At 71.4% G+C, this 19,295-nt stretch carries 16 protein-coding genes and 1 pseudogene; 13 read left to right on the forward strand and 4 right to left on the reverse strand.

Going from position 1 to position 19,295, the window contains the following annotated elements:
* Positions 1-10: 10 nt before the first annotated feature.
* From ACVW00_RS00770 to ACVW00_RS00800, 7 genes are all read left to right on the forward strand, one after another.
* Positions 11-1,648: an ABC transporter permease gene (locus ACVW00_RS00770; RefSeq protein ID WP_457108998.1), complete on the forward strand. Its 1,638-nt coding sequence runs from the start codon at positions 11-13 to the stop codon at positions 1,646-1,648.
* Positions 1,648-2,652 (forward strand): ABC transporter ATP-binding protein, encoded by a 1,005-nt coding sequence (locus ACVW00_RS00775; RefSeq protein ID WP_457108999.1) that lies wholly within the window; start codon positions 1,648-1,650, stop codon positions 2,650-2,652. The genes ACVW00_RS00770 and ACVW00_RS00775 overlap by 1 nt, the downstream gene beginning before the upstream one ends.
* A 25-nt stretch (positions 2,653-2,677) precedes the next feature.
* Positions 2,678-3,808 (forward strand): phosphatase PAP2 family protein, encoded by a 1,131-nt coding sequence (locus ACVW00_RS00780; RefSeq protein ID WP_457109000.1) that lies wholly within the window; start codon positions 2,678-2,680, stop codon positions 3,806-3,808.
* Positions 3,809-3,954: 146 nt separating this feature from the next.
* On the forward strand, positions 3,955-5,211 hold the full coding sequence (locus ACVW00_RS00785; RefSeq protein WP_457109001.1) for an NlpC/P60 family protein: 1,257 nt from the start codon (positions 3,955-3,957) through the stop codon (positions 5,209-5,211).
* A 69-nt stretch (positions 5,212-5,280) separates the two neighbouring features.
* Entirely contained in the window at positions 5,281-6,786 is a 1,506-nt protein-coding gene (locus tag ACVW00_RS00790; RefSeq protein WP_457109002.1) for an acyl-CoA dehydrogenase family protein, read from the forward strand.
* Complete coding sequence (locus tag ACVW00_RS00795; protein ID WP_457109003.1) at positions 6,686-7,255, forward strand: acyl-CoA dehydrogenase; 570 nt, start codon at positions 6,686-6,688, stop codon at positions 7,253-7,255. Before ACVW00_RS00790 ends, ACVW00_RS00795 begins: the two co-directional genes overlap by 101 nt.
* Positions 7,252-7,944 carry a class I SAM-dependent methyltransferase gene (locus ACVW00_RS00800; protein ID WP_457109004.1) on the forward strand — a complete coding sequence of 231 codons (693 nt, stop codon included), beginning with the start codon at positions 7,252-7,254 and terminating at the stop codon, positions 7,942-7,944. Before ACVW00_RS00795 ends, ACVW00_RS00800 begins: the two co-directional genes overlap by 4 nt.
* An 18-nt stretch (positions 7,945-7,962) precedes the next feature.
* On the opposite strand, the gene ACVW00_RS00805 is transcribed toward ACVW00_RS00800, so the two are convergent.
* A complete protein-coding gene (locus ACVW00_RS00805) occupies positions 7,963-8,505 on the reverse strand; it encodes an inorganic diphosphatase (protein WP_457113059.1) in 543 nt (180 codons plus the stop codon).
* 41 nt (positions 8,506-8,546) lie between these two features.
* On the opposite strand from ACVW00_RS00805, the gene dacB reads away from it, so the two are divergent.
* Genes dacB through tilS form a run of 3 tightly spaced genes read left to right on the forward strand, consistent with a single transcriptional unit; the run spans position 8,547 to position 12,058 of the window.
* On the forward strand, positions 8,547-10,001 hold the full coding sequence (gene dacB / locus ACVW00_RS00810) for a D-alanyl-D-alanine carboxypeptidase/D-alanyl-D-alanine endopeptidase (RefSeq protein WP_457109005.1): 1,455 nt from the start codon (positions 8,547-8,549) through the stop codon (positions 9,999-10,001).
* 9 nt (positions 10,002-10,010) lie between these two features.
* A complete protein-coding gene (locus tag ACVW00_RS00815; RefSeq protein ID WP_457109006.1) occupies positions 10,011-11,069 on the forward strand; it encodes a zinc-dependent metalloprotease in 1,059 nt (352 codons plus the stop codon).
* A complete protein-coding gene (gene tilS / locus ACVW00_RS00820; RefSeq protein WP_457109007.1) occupies positions 11,069-12,058 on the forward strand; it encodes a tRNA lysidine(34) synthetase TilS in 990 nt (329 codons plus the stop codon). Before ACVW00_RS00815 ends, tilS begins: the two co-directional genes overlap by 1 nt.
* On the opposite strand, the gene ACVW00_RS00825 is transcribed toward tilS, so the two are convergent.
* The 3 genes and pseudogenes from ACVW00_RS00825 to ACVW00_RS00835 all read right to left on the reverse strand — a co-directional run.
* Positions 12,026-14,713 (reverse strand): ATP-binding protein, encoded by a 2,688-nt coding sequence (locus ACVW00_RS00825; RefSeq protein ID WP_457109008.1) that lies wholly within the window; start codon positions 14,711-14,713, stop codon positions 12,026-12,028. The two genes, tilS and ACVW00_RS00825, sit on opposite strands and share 33 nt — an antisense overlap.
* A 66-nt stretch (positions 14,714-14,779) precedes the next feature.
* Entirely contained in the window at positions 14,780-15,487 is a 708-nt protein-coding gene (locus ACVW00_RS00830; RefSeq protein ID WP_457109009.1) for an LLM class flavin-dependent oxidoreductase, read from the reverse strand.
* A 103-nt stretch (positions 15,488-15,590) separates the two neighbouring features.
* Positions 15,591-15,827, reverse strand: a pseudogene (locus ACVW00_RS00835) (LLM class flavin-dependent oxidoreductase); the annotation flags it as partial.
* A 52-nt stretch (positions 15,828-15,879) separates the two neighbouring features.
* Between ACVW00_RS00835 and hpt the strand changes: the two are divergent.
* From hpt to folE, 3 genes are all read left to right on the forward strand, one after another.
* Complete coding sequence (gene hpt / locus ACVW00_RS00840; RefSeq protein WP_457109010.1) at positions 15,880-16,431, forward strand: hypoxanthine phosphoribosyltransferase; 552 nt, start codon at positions 15,880-15,882, stop codon at positions 16,429-16,431.
* 207 nt (positions 16,432-16,638) lie between these two features.
* Positions 16,639-18,687, forward strand: coding sequence for an ATP-dependent zinc metalloprotease FtsH (gene ftsH / locus ACVW00_RS00845; RefSeq protein WP_457113060.1), 2,049 nt, complete (start codon positions 16,639-16,641; stop codon positions 18,685-18,687).
* A gap of 2 nt (positions 18,688-18,689) precedes the next feature.
* Positions 18,690-19,295 (forward strand): GTP cyclohydrolase I FolE, encoded by a 606-nt coding sequence (folE, locus tag ACVW00_RS00850; protein WP_457113061.1) that lies wholly within the window; start codon positions 18,690-18,692, stop codon positions 19,293-19,295.

Here is a 19,295-nt window from a genome sequence, read left to right on the forward strand (position 1 = left end):
ACGGCCGACGATGACGACACTGCGGGCACGCATCGGGATCGCGGCGCTGGCCGCGCTGCCGATCGCGGTGCTCGCGGTGTTCTTCCTCTACCCGGTCGCCGGCATGGTCGGCCGCGGCTTCTGGCCGGACGGCTCGTTCGACCCGGGCCAGGTGCTGACGGTGCTCGGCCGGCCGCGGGTCCACCGGGTGCTGTGGTTCACGCTCTGGTCCGCCGGAGTCGCCACTGCCCTGTCGGTCGCGCTGGGCGTGCCGGCGGCGTTCGTGCTGCACCGGCTGCGATTCCCGGGGGTCGGCCTGCTCCGGACCCTGGTGGTGCTCCCGTTCGTGCTGCCCACGGTCGTCGTCGGGGTCGCGTTCCGCCACCTGATCGCACCGGCCGGGCCGCTGGGCGGCCTGCACCTCGACGGGACCGCCGCGGCCATCATCGCCGCGCTCGTGTTCTTCAACGTCAGCGTCGTGGTGCGCACGGTCGGCTCGTTCTGGGAGGGCCTCGACCCGCGGGCCGAGGAGGCCGCCGCGACGCTGGGTGCCTCGCCGCTGCGCGTCTTCGCCACCGTGACGCTCCCCGGCCTGCTTCCGGGGATCGCCTCGGCAGCGATCGTGGTGTTCCTGTTCTGCTCGACCGCCTTCGGGGTCGTGCTCACGATGGGCGGGCTCCGGTACTCCAACGTGGAGACCGAGATCTACCTGCTCACCACCCAGGAGCTCGACCTGGCCGGCGCGGCGGCGCTGTCCCTCCTGCAGCTCGGTGTGATCGTCGCGCTCCTGGGCCTCTCGGCGCGATCCCGGCGGGCCGCGGGGCGGGCCCGCGGTTCGATCGCTGCGCGCCGACCGCGCCGCCGCGACGCACTCCTGCTCCTCTGGACCGCCGTCGTGGTCTGCTTCCTGATGACCCCGCTCGCCTCATTGGTCCTCGCGTCCGTGCACGGGGGAGGCCGCTGGAGCCTGGACAGCTACCGAAAGCTCGAGGGCACCGGCGAAGGGAACGCACTGCTGGTCCCGGCGACCACGGCCCTGTGGACCTCGCTGCGGATCGCGTGCGCGGCGGCCGCGCTGGCGCTGGTCCTCGGCTGCGCGGTGGCGTACCTCGTGTCCCGCCGGTGGCGGACCCGCACGGGCCGCCGGCTCAGCGCGGTCTTCGACGGTGCCTTCATGCTGCCCCTCGGGGTCTCGGCCGTCACCCTGGGCTTCGGCTTCCTGATCACCCTCGACCACCCGCCTCTGGACCTGCGGACGTCGCCGCTGCTCATACCGATCGCCCAGGCAATGGTTGCCCTGCCACTCGTGGTGCGGACCGTGGCGCCGGTCCTCGCGTCGATCGACGAGCGGCAGCGCGAGGCCGCCGCGTCGCTCGGCGCCGGTCCGCTGCGCGTGCTGCGCACGGTCGACCTGCCCGTCGCCTGGCCGGCGCTGGTCGCCGCGACCGGGTTCGCGTTCGCCGTGTCGCTCGGTGAGTTCGGCGCGACCAGCTTCCTCGCGCGTGACGACCACCCGACGCTGCCCGTGGTGATCTACCGGCTGATCAGTCATCCCGGGGAGACCAACTTCGCGATGGCGATGGCCGCCTCGGTCGTGCTCGCTGCCGCGACCTCGGTGGTGATGCTGCTCGTGGAGCGGCTGCGCGTCGGCTCGGTCGGAGCGTTCTGATGACCGGCCTCGAGGTGCGCGGGCTCACCGTGAGGTACGACGGCTCGGCGGCCGTCGAGGAGGTCGACCTCGAGGTCCCCACGGGCTCGATCACCGCGGTGCTCGGACCTTCGGGATCCGGCAAGTCCACGCTGCTGCGCGCCGTCGCCGGACTGGAGCCACCGGCGTCAGGCTCGATCGCCTACGACGGCCGCGACCTCGCCCGCACGCCGGCGCACCGACGCGGGTTCGCGCTGATGTTCCAGGACGGACAGCTCTTCGGGCACCAGACCGTCGGCCGCAACGTGGGCTACGCACTGCGGCTGCGGCACCGGTCGCGCCGCCAGGTCGACGAGCGGGTGTCGGAGCTCCTCGAGCTGGTCGGGCTCGCCGGCTACCAGGAACGGATGCCGGCCACCCTCTCCGGCGGCGAGCGCCAGCGGGTCGCCCTCGCCCGGTCCCTGGCCGTCGAACCGCGGATGCTGCTGCTCGACGAGCCGCTCAGCGCCCTCGACCGGGATCTGCGCGAGCGACTGGCAGGTGAGCTCCACGACATCCTCACGCGGGCGGGCACGACAGCGCTGCTGGTCACCCACGACCAGGAGGAGGCGTTCGCGATCGCCGACCGGATCGCGGTGATGCGAGCGGGCCGCCTGGTCCAGTCGGGCACCGTGGCCGACGTGTGGCGCCGACCCGCGGACGCCTGGACGGCGGGGTTCCTCGGCTACGCCACGATCATCGACGGCCCTGCCGCCCGGGTCCTGCGTGAGCTGGTCGACCCGGGTGCAACCTGGACCCAGCTGGCGCTGCGACGCTCGGCCATCCGGCTCGACCCCGAGGGACCGCTCCGCGCCACGGTCGTCTCCGCCCGGGTCACCCCCGAGCAGCTGCGCCTCGAGCTGGACGTCGACGGTGTCGGCCGGTTGCCGGGCGTCGCCGAGCCGGGGCAGGTGGTCGCCGTGGGCGAAGCGGTCCGGGCGCGCGTCGTACCGGACCGGCTGGCGGCACTGGCTCGGGACGGCTGACGGCTCCGCCCTAGAATCACTTCCCGTGAAGCCCTCCGCCCTCGTTCCGACGCTCGCGGAGCCGACGTCGGGCAGTGGCGTCGGGAGCGGGCCCCGGCGGCGGGGCTTCGCGATGCTGGTGGCGGTCGCGGTGATGATGGGCGCGCTGGCGATCATCTGCAGCCGGGCGCTCGGCTACCCGCTGCGCGACCCCGACGGGTTCCTCGGTCCGGCCTGGCTGCGGCTGCCGCTGCTGGTCGGCTTCGCCTTCGTCGCCGACATCCTGCCGCGCACGCTCTACCGCGCCCGCGGCAACCCCGGCAGGTACAAGGCCGAGGCGCAGCTGCTGATCCGCGAGCACTGGACCAGGGAGCGGATCATCCTGGTGATCGTCGGGCTGATCGGCTTCTACGTCACCTACGTGAGCTACCGCAACATCAAGAACTTCCTGCCGTTCATCATGCGCGACGGTGACGGGCCGCCGACCAAGTACGACTACGCCCTGCACCGCTTCGACCACTTCCTGCTGTTCGGGCACGACCCGGCGAGCCTGCTGCACCAGTGGCTCGGCACCGGCATCTCGGCGTACGTGCTGTCGTGGGTGTACCTGATCTTCCTGCCGATGGTGCCGGTCTCGGTGGTGATCTGGGCGGTCTGGTCGCGCAACGTCAGCTTCGGCTACTGGTTCATCACCGCGCAGTGCATCTGCTGGGCGCTAGGGACTCTTAGCTACTACGCGATCCCGACCCTCGGCCCCAACTTCTACTTCGTCTGGCTCTACGAGGGCCTGCCGAACACCGGCGTCGCCAAGCTGCAGGACTCCCTGTTCTACGGCCGCCAGAACATCTTGTGGAACCCGTTCGCCGACGGCGTCCAGTCGGTCGCCGGGTTCGCCTCGCTGCACGTCGCGATCACGGTCAGCCTCGCGCTGGTCGCGCAGTACACGCTGCGCACGCGAGTCTTCAAGGTCCTGCTCTGGACGTACGTCGTCCTGGTCGCCATCTCGACGACGTACTTCGGCTGGCACTACATCGCCGACGACATCGCCGGCCTGGCGATCGCGCTGATCTCGGTCTACCTGGCCGCGCTGGGCACCGGCCAGAAGTTCGACCGCGGCGGGCGCAGCTCGCACCCGACGACGTCGACGAAGGACGTTCCGGTCGACCCGTCGGAATGACACCGCTGTCATCTGTCAAGCCGACACACCGCCCAAAAGGGCCATCTTTACCCGTTCCTGTTCCGGTTGGGACTCATGTCGCCTAGCGTTGCGCCGGTCGTGCAGCCGATGGGGAAGCCGCACGACGGCCGACGAAAGGTTCCGCCTTGCACGCCAGGACCAGGGGAGTTCTGACCGCCGCCGTCACCGTGGTGGCGGTGCTGACCGTCGGCACCTCGGCGCAGGCCGACCGGCACAAGCCGGTCCCGACCCAGGCGCAGATCGACCAGGCCAACGCGGTCGCCGCGCAGAAGGCCGGCGACGTCGCCGCCCTGCAGGCCTCGCTGGCCGTGGCCAACTCGAAGCTCCACGCCGCTGCCGACCGGGCCGAGATCGCCGCCGAGGCCTACAACGGCGCGATGTGGCGGCTCCAGCAGGCCCAGAAGGCCACCTCCGACGCCCAGGCGTCGGTTGCCGACGCGCTCGCCCACGTCGCGGAGCAGCGCGCCGGCATCGCACAGCTGGTCACCCAGAGCTACCAGGACGACGCGCTCACCGGCGTGACCGCGATCATCGGCGGTGACGACCCGTCGACGGTGATGAGCCGCGTCGGCGTCGTCCAGAGCGCAGGCGACTCGATGCAGGCGCGGTTCGACCAGTACACCGCGCTCAACGCGCTCGCCCGGGTCGCCCAGGACAAGGCGGAGAAGGCGGAGGCCCAGCAGACCGCGCTCGCCGCCAAGGCGGAGACGCTGCGCAACGACGCGGCCCAGGCGGCCAACCTCGCCCAGAGCGAGGCGGCCCGGATCGCGGGCGAGCGCCACAAGCTCATCGAGGAGCTCGCGAAGGCCCAGAAGATCTCCGTCGACCTCGCCACCAAGCGCCAGGCGGCGCTGGAGAAGAAGGCGGCGGAGGCCCAGGCCCACGCGGCGCAGGTGGCTGCGAACAAGGCGAAGGACCAGACCGACAAGGCCAAGCAGCAGGCCGAGCTGACCCAGGACCAGCTCGCCGAGCTCGGGGTCGAGGGCGGCTGGGAGGACCCGGGCCTGCCGGTGCCGGCCGGCACCAGCGTCGGTGCCCGGGCCGCAATCGAGTTCGCCCGGTCGCAGCTCGGTGAGCCGTACGTCTGGGGTGCCGCAGGACCCGACTCCTGGGACTGCTCAGGTCTCACGATGGTGGCGTGGCAGAAGGGCGGGATCGCGCTGCCGCACTACTCCGCCGCGCAGTACCAGCAGACCAAGCACATCGGTGCGGCCGACCTCAAGGCCGGCGACCTCGTCTTCTGGGGCACCTCGCCGAACACCATCCACCACGTCGCCCTGTACATCGGCAACGACCAGATCATCCAGGCTCCGCACACCGGTGACGTGGTGAAGGTCAGCCCGCTCTTCGCCAGCGCCCCGGACTTCTACGGCCGCCCCTGAGTTCTCGACCGGCTCGACCACCGGTCACCAGCCTGTCGAAACGACGTCCGAACTGGCACGGTTGTCCCCATGGCCGACTACAGGCAGCCCGTCGTCGACGTGCCGGTCCTCACCGCGCTGCTCGACGGCACCTACGTCGAGGTCCGCAACCTGACCCGCAAGCGCCTCGTCGAGCACTCCGGGGTGCTCCAGGATGCGCAGGAGATGGGCCGCCGAGACTTCCGTGAGCGGGTGCTCCAGATCGTCCGTGAGCTCGCCGGCACCGGACAGACCGGGATGGGGTTCCCCGTCGAGTACGGCGGTGGCGGCGACATCGGGGCCTCGGTCGCGGCGTTCGAGACGATGGCCTTCGGCGACCTCTCGGTGCTGGTCAAGGTCGGCGTCCAGTTCGGGCTGTTCGGCGGCGCCATCCTCCAGCTGGGCACCGAGCGGCACCACGACGCCTACCTCGCGCCCCTCGTGCGCGCCGAGCTGATGGGCTGCTTCGCGATGACCGAGACCGGCCACGGCTCGAACGTGCAGGCGCTGAGCACGGTCGCCCGCTACGACGTCGAGACGCGCGAGTTCGTGATCACCACGCCCGACGACAGCGCCCGCAAGGACTACATCGGCAACGCGGCCGCGCACGCGAGCACGGCGGTGGTCTTCGCGCAGCTCGAGATCGGCGGTGCGTCGCAGGGCGTGCACGCGTTCGTGGTCCCCATCCGCGACGGCAGGGGCCGGCTCCTGCCCGGGGTTCGCGTCGAGGACGACGGTCGCAAGATCGGGCTCAACGGCGTCGACAACGGCCGCATCTGGTTCGACGACGTGCGCGTGCCCCGGGAGAACCTGCTGAACCGGTACGCCGACGTCACCGAGACCGGTGTCTACGTGTCGGCCATCGAGAACGCCGACCGTCGCTTCTTCACGATGCTGGGCACGCTCGTCCAGGGCCGGGTCTGCGTGGGTGGCGCGGCGATCAACGCGAGCAAGGTCGCGCTGTCGATCGCGGTGCGCTACGCCGTCGAGCGGCGGCAGTTCGGCCAGGCGAAGCCACGGGGGAGCGAAGCGACCGACCGTAACCCGGGCGGGGCGGAGGAGCTGCTGCTGGACTACGGGCTGCACCAGCGGCGGCTGTTCCTGCCGCTCGCCCGCACCTACGCGCTGCACTTCGCCCAGGAGGTGCTGGCCGGGCAGCTGCACGCAGTGTTCTCCGCGACCGAGGAGGTCGACGAGCGCACCCGGCGGGCGCTCGAGTCGCGTGCCGCTGGCACGAAGGCCCTCGGCACCTGGCACGCGAGCCGGACGATCCAGGAGTGCCGCGAGGCGTGCGGGGGTGCCCGGCTACCTCTCCGCGAACCGCTTCGACGCTCTGCGCGCCGACACCGACGTGTTCACGACCTTCGAGGGCGACAACCACATCCTGCTCCAGCTGGTGGCCAAGGGGCTGCTCACCGACTACTCCTCCTCCTTCGGCGAGCTCGACCAGCTGGGCATGGTGCGCTTCGTCGCCGGGCTGGCCGTCGAGACGGTGATCGAGCGCACCGCCGTGCACAAGCTGCTCGAGCGGATCAAGGACGTGCTGCCGGGTGGTGACGACGACTGGGACCAGGAGGCCGGGCTGCTCGACCCGGCGTACCAGCTGGCGATGCTGCGCTGGCGCGAGGAGCACATGCTCTCCGGCGTCGCGCGCCGCCTCAAGCGGGGCATCGACGCGGGGCTGGACCCCGCGGAGGTGTTCAGCCGCTGTCAGGACCACGTGATCGGCTCGGCTCGCGCGCACGTGGAGCGGCTGGTGCTCGAGGCGTTCGTGGACCGCGTCGCTGCGATGCCCGAAGGGGAGAACAAGGTGGCGCTGACGCTGCTGCGGGACCTCTTCGCGCTGAGCACGATCGAGGCCGACCGGGGCTGGTTCATGGAGCACGGGCGTCTGTCGTCGTCGCGCGCCAAGGCGATCAGCCGGGAGGTCGACGAGCTGTGCCGCAAGGTGCGGCCGATCGCCCTCGACCTCGTCGACGCGTTCGGCGTGCCGGCGGAGATGCAGGCCGCCGAGATGCTCGGATGAAGCCCGACCGCCTGCGGATCCCCGGGCTCGGCGGCTGGAGCGAGGACCCGCTCTGGGCCTCCTTCTACGACTGGTCCGTCGAGCACCCGCGTGCCGGCGGCCTGCTGTGGCGCGCGGGCATCGCCAGCGACCTGCAGCGCCTCTACGCGGCTGCCGCGGAGATCGGCCGGCAACCGGCAGGCTCGGCGGTGCTCGACATCCCGTGCGGGGGCGGCGTCGCGCTGCGAGGGCTGCGGTCCGGCCAGGGGCTGCGCTACGTCGCTGCCGACATCGCCCCGGCCATGCTCGACCGCACGCTCGAGGCAGCTCGCGGGCGAGGTGTGGCCGACCAGGTGGAGCCGCGCGAGGCCGACGTCGGTGCGCTCCCGTTCGGCGACGGTGAGTTCGACCTCGTGGTGTCCTTCACCGGGCTGCACTGCTTCCCGGACCCCCACCGCGCCGTCCTGGAGATGGGGCGGGTCACCCACTCCGGCGGCGTGCTCACCGGCAGCGCCCTGCTCAACACGTCCCCGTTCTCACGCGGCGGCCTGCGCACGCTGCCGCTGCGTCGCGCCGGCCGCATCGCCGGCCTCCTCGGGCCGAGCGCCACCGGCGACGAGGTCCAGCGCTGGCTCGCCGAGGCGGGCTTCGGCGACATCACCCTGGAGATGTCCGGGGCGATGGGCTACTTCCGCGGCGTCAAGCGCTGAGCGCCGGCGCGACTCGGATCAGTGGTCGTTGTAGCCGGCGGCCTTCGCACGCTCGAACGACGCGCGCACCTCGGCCTCCGCCTCGGTCCGGCCGACCCACTCCGCGCCCTCGACGGACTTGCCGGGCTCGAGGTCCTTGTAGACCTCGAAGAAGTGCTGGATCTCGAGCCGGTCGAACTTCGCCACGTGGTTGATGTCGCGGATGTGCTCGAGCCGCGGGTCGTGGGTCGGGACGCAGAGGACCTTGTCGTCGCCGCCGGCCTCGTCGGTCATCCGGAACATCCCGATCGCCCGGCAGCGGATCAGGCAGCCCGGGAACGTCGGCGCCTGCAGGATCACGAGCGCGTCGAGCGGGTCGCCGTCGAGGCCGAGGGTGTTCTCGATGTAGCCGTAGTCCTCGGGGTACGCCGTCGAGGTGAACAGCATCCGGTCGAGGCGGATGCGCCCGGTCGTATGGTCGACCTCGTACTTGTTGCGTGAGCCCTTCGGGATCTCCACCAGTACGTCGAACTCCACGGGCGCTTCCTTCCACTGACCGATGACCGGGCTAGTCTCGCGCAGAACATCACGGATCGGTGAATCAAGAAGGGTCGAAAATGGGCGTGCGTGAGGAACGCCACGCCGGCGGCCGGCTCCGGACGATCCTGTCCTGGGTCCCCGAGGCCGTGGTCGTCCTTCTCGTCGCCTCGGCCGTCGCCAACCTGGCCTTCCACCTCGACTCGCGCTGGTTCGGGCTGGACCCGGCCGATGCGCGCCACCAGCCCGCGGCGGTTCTCCCGCCCGAGGGCCTCGACCTCGTCGCCGGCAGCCCGGCGCCTCCGGTGGCGACCGGCTCGCCCGGCGGGAAGCTCGACGAGGCGGCGGTCCGGCAGGCCCTGGCGGCGTATGTCGCAGACGCCAGCCTCGGCGCGCACGTCGACGTTGCCGTCGGCGATCTCACTGGTGGTGGCACGGTCTTCACCAGCGGTGCCGGCGCCGTTACCCCGGCGTCGACCACCAAGCTGCTCACCGCCACCGCCGCGCTGGAGAAGCTCGGCCCGATGACCCGGTTCACCACGGTGGTGCGGCAGGAGGGCAACCGGGTCGTCCTGGTCGGAGGCGGCGACCCGTTCCTGGCGTCGACGCGCACCGCCGCGAAGGGCCTCTACCCGGCTCGCGCGACCCTCGACGACCTGGCTGCCGGCACCGCGGCCGTGCTCGGCAAGCAGGGCCTGGCGAGGGTCCGGCTCTCCTACGACGACTCCCTGTTCACGGGGCCGGCCGTCAACCCGGCGTGGCCCCCGTCGTACCTCCCTGACGACGTCGTGCCGCCGATCACGGCGCTGTGGGCCGACGAGGGCAAGGGACCGGACGGGCGCTACGTCGCGGACCCGTCCGCCGCTGCGGCTGCCGAGTTCGCGCGTGCGCTCGCCGCGCACGGAGTGGCCGTGCGCGGTGTCCCGTTGCGAGCGGTCAGCACCGGCAGCGACACCGAGATCGCGTCGGTCGAGAGCGCGCCGCTCGGCGAGATCGTCGAGCGGACCCTCGCGGTCTCGGACAACAACGCCGCCGAGGTGCTCGCGCACCACGTCGGCATCGCGGTCCAGAAGGACGGCTCGTTCGCCGGTGGCGTCTCGGGCGTCCTGCAGGTGCTGGACGGGCTGGGCGTGGACACCACCGGAGCCAGCCTGTACGACGGCAGCGGGCTGTCGCGCCGCGACCGGCTGAGCCCCGAGACCCTCCTCGACGTCCTGCGCGTCGCGGCCTCGGACGAGCACCCGGAGCTGCGGGCCGTGCTCACCGGGCTGCCGGTCGCGGGCTTCACCGGCTCGCTGCAGTGGCGCTTCGACGACGCCCCGGCGGCGGCGCGCGGCCGGGTGCGTGCGAAGACGGGCACCCTGACCGGGGTGAGCGGGCTGGCCGGGTTCGTCACCGACCTCGACGGCAACCGGATGGCGTTCGTCGCCATCGCCGACAGGATCTCCCCGCCGCAGACGCTGGCCGCCCGGCACGCACTGGACCTCATCGCCGGTGCCCTGGCTGCCTGCCACTGCGGCGAGGCTGGCCCGACCTCGTAGGGTCGTTCCATGGACGACCGCTCGCGCTCCTCGATGATCGACTGGGACCTCGCCGTCCGCGTGGGTTCCCGTCTCGCCGGCGACGGTCCGGTCGTCTCGCGTGGCGAGGCGACCAGCGTGGTCGAGGAGCTGCGCGCGGGCGCGGAGAAGTCCACGCCGCTGGTGCGCGACTTCACGGGCCTGGTCGCCGAGGCGCACAGCGCTCCCGTGCTCGTGGTCGACCGGCCCGGCTGGATCCGGGCGAACGCCGACGGCTTCGCGACCGTGATCGCCCCGATCGTGGCCAAGCTGCAGGAGAAGAAGGGCTCGCCCTCGCCGATGACCGAGGCGGTCGGCTCGCGGATCACCGGCGCCGAGCTCGGGGTGATGCTGGGCTTCCTCGGCAACAAGGTGCTCGGCCAGTTCGACCCGTTCCACGAGGCGGCCGGCGAGGCGGGTCGGCTGCTGCTGGTCGCCCCCAACATCGTCAACGCCGAGCGCGAGCTGGACGTGGACGAGCACGACTTCCGGCTCTGGGTCTGCCTGCACGAGGAGACCCACCGGGTCCAGTTCACCGCGGTGCCCTGGATGCGCGAGCACCTCCAGTCGCTGATGGGCGAGATCGTCGGGTCGCTCGAGACCGATCCGGGACGGCTCCTGACCGAGGGGCTCTCACGTGTCGGCGAGCTGGTCTCCGGCAAGACGGACGGCAGCCTGATCGACCTGGTGTCCTCACCGGAGCAGAAGGTCGTGATCGACAAGATCACCGGCGTGATGAGCCTGCTCGAGGGCCACGCCGACGTGGTGATGGACGGCGTCGGACCCGAGGTGATCCCGACGGTGGCCGAGATCCGCGCCAAGTTCACCAAGCGCCGCAAGGGCGTCGGCACGCTCGACAGGCTGCTGCGACGGCTGCTCGGCCTGGACCAGAAGATGGCGCAGTACCGCGACGGCGCGGTCTTCGTACGCCGTACCGTCGACGCCGTCGGCATGGACGGCTTCAACGCCGTGTTCGCCGAGGCCGCCAACCTGCCCAGCAAGGACGAGATCCACGACCCGTCCGCCTGGGTCAGGCGCGTCCACGGCTGATGGCCCTTGATCCCGCCCGGTCGGCGGTGCGGCTGGCGGTGCGCCCGTTCTTCAGCGCCGGCCGGGGTGATCGACACCTGGTGGCCTGCTCCGGTGGCGCCGACTCACTCGCTCTCCTCGCGGCGTGCATCTTCGAGGGGCACAAGGAAGCGCGACACATCATCGGCGTGACCGTGGACCACGGCCTCCAGGACGGCTCCGCGGAGCACACCGCACGCGTGGTCGAGCAGATGGCTGCTCTGGGCGTCGACGAGACCGCCTCGATCCGGGTCACGGTGGATCCGGGGCCCGCCGGCGTCGAGGCGGGCGCACGAGAGGCCAGGTACGCCGCCCTGAGCCGGCTCGCCGAGCACTTCGGCGCCTCGCTGGTGCTGCTCGGCCACACGCTCGACGACCAGGCCGAGTCCGTGCTGCTCGGGCTCACCCGCGGTTCTGGTGGGCGCTCCCTGCAGGGGATGCGGCGCTCCTTCAGGGACCCGGGCGGGACGGTCGGGTTCGCCCGGCCGCTGCTCGACCTCACTCGCGCCCAGAGCGAGGAGGCCTGCCGGGCCGACGGGATCACCTGGTGGGACGACCCGCAGAACGCCGACCCCCGGTTCACGCGGTCACGGGTACGGCACACGGTGATGCCGGCGCTGGAGCGGGAGCTCGGCCCCGGTGTCGCACAGGCGCTCGCGCGGACCGCCGACCAGCTGCGCGCCGACATGGAGTTCATCGAGTCCTTCGCGCTCGATGCCCATCGCCAGGCTCGCGTCGAGGACGGCGTCGACATGCTCGCGATCGACGACGCCGGTGAGGCGGTCAGGTCCCGCGTCGTGCGGGCTGCCGCGATCGAGGCGGGCGCGATCCCCTCGGAGCTCACCCATGCCCACGTGAGGGCGGTGGTGGGGGTGCTCGGCTCGACGGGCAAGGAGATCCAGCTGCCGGGTCATGTCACGGCGTACGCGGAGGGCGACTTACTCCGGTTCAGGAGGACTGCGGTCGACTGAGCCCTGTCGGCGGACGTCCTCCCAGGTCGGGTCGACCGCTGTGGCGGACGCCGCCACCCTGCGCGCCAACGCGATGGCTTCGTCGACGGACATCCGGTGTCCCTCCTGGACGGACCGCTCGTAGAGCTCTGCGTCCGGACCCGTCCGGATCCGCTCGACGATGCCGAGGTGGAGGACGGCGTCGGAGGGGTTGAGGAGTCCGAGCCGTTCGCGCAGCGCGATGGAGGCGCCACCGAGGAGACCCGCTCGCTCGACGTCGCCGAGCACTCCCGCGACCCCGAGGAACGACTCGAGCTGGTAGACGATGCCGTGCTCGGAGGAGAGCCCGATCGCCAGGTCCAGGCAGCGCTCCATCAGGGCCGCCGCTTCGGCGAGCTGGCCGGTGAAGAGCCTCATCCAGCCGAGGCTGTTGAGGGCGAGAGTGATCCCGAAGTCGTTCTCGTCGTCCTCGGCCAGCTGCAGCGCACGGCTGAACTGCTCGATCGCGCCGGGCGTGTCGCCCTCGAGGAGGTGCAGCCTGCCCAGCGGGATGAGGGCGACGGTCTCCGACCAGGTGTCGCCCGCGTCCCTCAGGAGCCGGGTCCCCTCCTGCAGGCACTCCTTGGCCCCCGCCAGGTCCGGAGGGTCAGCTGTCGCGTACGCAAGGCCCAGGGACGTCAGGGCGCTGCCCTGACCGACGGGGTCGCCGGCCGCCGCGAAGAGGTCGGCGCTCCGCGTCAGTGATTCCGTCAGCGTGTGGTCGCTGCCCTGGAAGAAGGACACCAGCGAAGTGAGCCAGAGGGCGATCGCCGTTGCACGCTCCGAGGCCGGTTCGCCGGATCGCAGGAGCGCGTCGAGGCGGCCGCGCACCTCGCCGAGCAGGCCGACGAGCCACCAGTAGGGATAGAGCGAGAACGACAGCTCGGCCAGGGTCTCCCAGTCGTGCGAGTCGACCATGTGCTGTGCCGCTCCGCGCAGGTTGTCGCGCTCGTCGGTCAGCGCCGCGAGCTCGGCACGCTGCCGCGGTCCGAGCAGGTGCACGCGGGACCGGGCGCCCCAGTCGGCGTAGTAGTGGGCGTGGCGGCTTCGGACCTCGGCGAGGAGTCCGCGCGCGTCGAGCTGTTCGAGGGCGTACTCGCGGACCGTCGCGAGCAGCGTGAAGTACGGACGGTCATGGCGTTCGCGCTGCCTGACGAGACTGGCGTCGACGAGTCCGCCGATCAGGCTCAGGGTGTCGGTGCCGCCTCGCGACGCGGCGCTGACGGCCTCGATGGCATCCAGCGAGGACGGTCCGGAGAACACGCCGAGCTGCCAGAGGAGGTCCCGCTCCTCCTCGTCGAGGAGATCGGTGCTCCACTCGATCGCGCTCCTCACGGTCTGGTGCCGGACAGGGGCGTCGCGACTTCCGCCGACGAGGACGGAGAGCTGACGATCGAGCCGCTCGAGGAGCGATGCGGGCGGCAGGATGCGGATCCTCGCGGCCGCCAGCTCGATGGCCAGGGGCAGGCCCTCGAGGGTTGCGGCGATCTGCTCGACGACGTCGGCGTTCTCGGGCGTCAGCTCGAAGTCGGGCTTCACGGAGCGAGCCTGCTGCACGAACAGCTCCGCCGCAGGGGACAGCGCCGCGCCGGGCCCCTGTCCACCGGGGAAGGAGGTCTCCAGCGGAGCCACCGGGTAGCTGTGCTCGCCGGTGATCCGCAGCAGCACGCGGCTCGTCACGAGGACGCGCAGCCCCGGAGCCGACCGGAGCATCGCCGCCACGAGAGGCGCAGCGTCGACGACCTGCTCGAAGTTGTCGAGAACGAGGAGCCCACGGCGGTCGCCGACGGCTGTCGTCAGCTTCTGCTCGAGCGGCAGGTCGCCGGTGTCGAGAGCTCCCAGTCCCTGGGCGATCGCGCTCGCGGCCCCCGCCGCGCTCTGCGCCGGTGCGAGCGGCACGTAGGTCACTCCGTCGGGGAACTCGTGCTCGACCCGTCGGGCCACTTCGATGGCCAGGCGGGTCTTCCCCACGCCACCGGGCCCCGTCAGGGTCACCAGCCGGGTCTCGTCCGCCGTCATCATCGACGTGAGCGCCTCCAGGTCCGGCTCCCGGCCGACGAGATGGGTGAGGGGCACGGGGAGCGTGCCGTTGCCGCTGGTCGGCTCGGGAGGTGCCGGCTGCTCAGGGGCCGGCGCTGCCGGTGTGCGGCTCTGGTCGAACCGCTCGGCCAGCAGCACCGCGAGGTCGGCGACCAGCAGCTCACCCAGATCACCTGGATCGGCGAAGGACTTGTAGGAGGCCAGGTCGTCGGTGCCGAACCGCTCGAGGAGCTCCTCGAGCCGCGCCTCCCGCTTGCCGGCCGAGTCCTTGATGTAGATGAGGCGAGGCATCCCTGCCGGGGCGAGGTTGTACTCGTCCTCCAGCCCCGAGACCACCTCCCCGGGTGCGACCCAGCCGTACCTGTCCCAGTACAGCCCCACGAAGATGTCGCTCTGCTCGAGGTATGCGCGGTAGAGCTCGCGGGGCGGATGTGGGCGCGCGCCGAGCTCGAACATGACCGGCGTGGCAGCCAGTCGTTCGACCGCCTGCCGGACGATCTTGCGCTCGGGCGCCAGCTCCTTGAGCGTCGAGCTCACGAAGACACGGAGCCGCTGGTCCGGGGTGCGGATCGTCGCAGCAGGATCGGGGGAGACCACGCGCCGACGGTAGCCAGTTCGCGGTCGGCCTGTGCGGACCGGCCCAGACCGGGGGCCGGAGAGGAGTCAGCTGCCGAGCAGCTCTTTCGCCAGCAGCTCCAGGGTCGCCTCGCGGGCCGGTGAGGCGTCCGTCGTCGTGCCGTCGAAGGCACCGGCCACCGGGTGCACCATCACCTCGTCGACGTCGAACTCCTCGGCGAGCGCGCGCAGCCGGTCCGCGGCAGAGGCCGGCGTGCCGATCACCCAGCGGCTGCGCATCGCCAGCACCAGCGGCAGGTGCGCGTCCGGCACGGGATCGGCCTCCGCCTCCTCGACGAGTCGCTGCGGGCGCAGCGGACCGCCCGTGCGGAGGGCCACCATCGCCTGCAGCTGCGGCAGCGCGAGCCGCTCGGCCTCCTCCTCCGACGGCGCGACCACGACGTTCACGGTGAGGAAGGTCCGCGGCGCGTCCAGCTCGGGTGACGGCTGGAAGCCCGAACGGTACAGAGCCAGCGCCTCGGCGGTGCCGTTGCCGGAGAAGTGGTGCGCGAAGACGTAGGGGAGACCGCGCGCGGCGGCCAGCTCGGCGGAGTAGTCCGACGAGCCGAGCAGCCACACCGGCGGCCGGCCGACCGCGGCCGGAGTGGCGTTGAGGGGATGCATCCGCCCGCCGATCTGCAGACCGACGCCGCCGGGGCTCATCATCGAGATCACGTTGTCGACGTACTCCGGGAAGCGGGTGACCGCCTCGTCGTCGACGCCGCCCGCACCGTGCCGGAGCGCGTACGACGTCACCGGGTCTGAGCCGGGTGCGCGCCCTATGCCCAGGTCGATCCGCCCCGGGGTACGCCGCCTCCAGCAGCGCGAACTGCTCCGCGACGACCAGCGGCGCGTGGTTCGGCAGCATCACCCCGCCCGAGCCGACCCGGATGCGCTCGGTGGCGGCGGCGACCAGCGCGATCAGGAGCGGCGGGTTGGTCGCCGCGACCGCCGGCATGTTGTGGTGCTCGGCGAGCCAGTAGCGGTGGAACCCCGCCTGGTCTGCCACCTGGGCCAGCCGGCGAGTGGCGGCGAGGGCGTCGCCGGTCGTCTGGTCGGAGCGCACCGGGACGAGGTCGAGCACTGACAGACGCATGGGAGGTGAACGCGGCCGCGGCCCGGGTTAATCCCTGTGGGAGGCTGTGGCCATGGACGCCCGCGACGTCGAGTCGGACCTCGTCAACATCCTCTTCACCGAGGAGCAGATCCACGGCAAGCTCGGCGAGCTGGCCAAGCAGATCGAGGCCGACTACGAGGGCAAGGACGTCCTGATGGTCGGCATCCTGCGAGGCGCCGTGATGGTGATGGCCGACCTGGCCCGGGCGTTCCACCGGCACGTCGAGATGGACTGGATGGCCGTGTCGTCGTACGGCTCCGGGACGAAGTCCTCCGGCGTCGTGCGGATCCTCAAGGACCTCGACACCGACATCCTCGGGCGCCACGTGGTGATCGTCGACGAGATCATCGACACGGGGCTGACCCTGTCCTGGCTCACCTCGAACCTCTCCTCGCGCCAGCCTGCCTCGGTGGAGATCTGCACCCTCCTGCGCAAGCCGGACGCCCTCCAGATGCCCGTGGAGGTGCGGTACGTCGGCTGGGACATCCCGAACGAATTCGTCGTCGGCTACGGCCTGGACTACCAGGAGCGCTACCGCAACCTGCGCGACATCGGCACCCTCGCGCCGCACGTGTACTCCTGACCGGGCCCTTGATCGGGACGACCCTCGCGATTCGGCCCAGAGCGAACAGGGCACCCGGGGCGCTCGCCGTTCGTTCGACGGGCAGAATGGATCGATGACGTACCTCGGGTGGCCCGCCCATCCGACCGGTACGGTCAACGTGAAGACACCCGCTTTTTCGAGACAGCACAGCGTCGCCTGGCAGGAGGACGGGGCCCCTGAGCCCCGCTGATGGACATGAAGAGAATCTTGCGCGGTCCATGGTTGTGGATCGGCCTCGCCGGCCTGGGCGTGATCATCGCCCTGCAGTACCTCGTGCCGAACGGCGGCTACACCGAGATCGAGACCTCGAAGATGGTCACCTACGTGAACTCGGGTGAGGTCAAGAAGATCACCTTCGTCGACGGTGGTGACCAGGAGGTCCGTGCCGAGCTCGACAACGGCAAGAAGGTGCTCAGCCACTGGGTCGACGGCCAGCAGATCGCGCTCATGGAGCAGGCCCAGAAGCAGTTCGAGGCCAAGAAGATCGCCGACGTCAACGTCAAGGTTCCCCAGCCGAGCCTGCTCGGCTCGCTCGCGGCGACGATCCTGCCGTTCATCATCATCGTGGTGATCTTCCTGTTCCTGATGAACCAGGTGCAGGGCGGGGGCGGCCGGGTCATGCAGTTCGCCAAGTCCAAGGCGAAGCTGATCAGCAAGGACATGCCCAAGACCACCTTCGCCGACGTCGCCGGCTGCGAGGAGGCCATCGAGGAGCTCGGTGAGATCAAGGAGTTCCTCCAGGAGCCCGCCAAGTTCCAGGCGGTCGGCGCCAAGATCCCCAAGGGCGTGCTGCTCTACGGCCAGCCCGGCACCGGCAAGACCCTGCTCGCCCGCGCGGTGGCCGGCGAGGCGGGCGTGCCGTTCTACTCGATCTCCGGCTCCGACTTCGTCGAGATGTTCGTCGGCGTCGGAGCCTCCCGCGTCCGCGACCTGTTCGAGCAGGCCAAGGAGAACGCCCCGGCGATCGTCTTCATCGACGAGATCGACGCCGTCGGCCGACACCGCGGCGCCGGCATGGGCGGCGGCCACGACGAGCGCGAGCAGACCCTCAACCAGCTGCTCGTCGAGATGGACGGCTTCGACGTGCGTGGCGGCGTGATCCTGATCGCCGCGACCAACCGCCCCGACATCCTCGACCCCGCCCTGCTGCGTCCCGGCCGCTTCGACCGGCAGATCAGCGTGGACGCGCCGGACCTCAAGGGCCGCGAGCAGATCCTCGGCGTGCACGCGCGTGGCAAGCCGATGGCCCCGGACGTCGACCTGCTCTCGGTGGCGCGGCGTACGCCGGGCTTCACCGGTGCCGACCTGGCCAACGTGCTCAACGAGGCGGCGCTCCTCACTGCGCGGCAGAACGCCAAGCTCATCGACAACGCCGCCCTCGACGAGGCCATCGACCGCGTGATCGCCGGCCCGCAGAAGCGCACCCGCCTGATGAGCGAGAAGGAGAAGCTGATCACGGCGTACCACGAGGGCGGCCACGCCCTCGTCGCCGCGGCCCTCCCCGGGACCGACCCCGTGCACAAGGTGACGATCCTGCCCCGCGGGCGTGCCCTGGGCTACACGATGGTGCTGCCCGACGAGGACAAGTACTCCCAGACCCGCTCCGAGATGCTCGACAAGATGGCCTACATGATGGGCGGTCGCGCCGCGGAGGAGATGGTCTTCCACGACCCCACCACCGGCGCCGGAGACGACATCGACAAGGCGACCAAGCTGGCCCGGGCCATGGTCACGCAGTTCGGGATGACCGAGCGGCTCGGCGCGATCAAGCTCGGCGAGAGCAACCACGAGCCGTTCCTCGGCCGCGACCTCGGCCACAGCCGTGACTACTCCGAGGACGTCGCCGCGGTCGTCGACGAGGAGACCAAGAAGCTGCTCGCCACCGCCCACCAGGAGGCCTTCGACATCCTGGAGGAGAACCGCGACGTCCTCGACGCCCTCGTGCTCGCCCTGATGGAGCGCGAGACGCTCGACAAGGCAGAGGTCGCGAAGGTCTTCGAGCCGCTCCGCCGTCGGCCGGTGCGTCCTGCGTGGACCGGTTCCCCGGACCGGACGCCGTCGGCGATCCCGCCGGTGCGGATGCCGAAGTCTGCCTCCAACGGCAGCAGCCACGAGCCGGCCGAGGAGGGCGGCGTGATCCTCACGCCCCCGAGCGACGAGGGCGACTCGTTCGGCGAGACCCCCCACCCGGGCAACGCGCCGACGCCGCCGTTGCCGCCCGGGACCTCCACGTGAGCATCAACCGCATCTCCGACGAGGGCTCGCGCCCGGCCGGGGAGTTCGACCACGCACGCGCCGAGGCGGCCGTGCGCGAGCTGCTGATCGCGATCGGCGAGGACCCCACCCGCGAGGGCCTGCACGAGACCCCGGCACGCGTCGCCCGTGCGTACGCCGAGCTCACTGCCGGTCTCCGGATGCAGGCGGAGGACGTGCTGACCACGACCTTCGACATCGGCCACGACGAGATGGTCCTGGTGCGCGACATCGAGCTGTGGTCGATGTGCGAGCACCACCTGGTGCCGTTCACCGGGGTCGCCCACGTGGGCTACATCCCGGCCGAGTCGGGCAAGATCACCGGCCTGTCGAAGCTGGCCCGACTGGTCGACGTCTACGCCAAGCGGCCGCAGGTGCAGGAGCGGCTGACCACCCAGGTCGCCGACTCGCTGATGGAGCTCCTCGAGGCCCGTGGGGTCATCGTGGTGATCGAGGCCGAGCACCTGTGCATGACCATGCGCGGGGTGCGCAAGGCGGGGGCCCGCACGATCACCTCGGCCGTCCGCGGGCAGATGCACAACGCGGCGACCCGTGCCGAGGCGATGGCCCTGATCAACGCTGCCCGGTAG

This window comes from Marmoricola sp. URHA0025 HA25 (genome assembly GCF_054059435.1).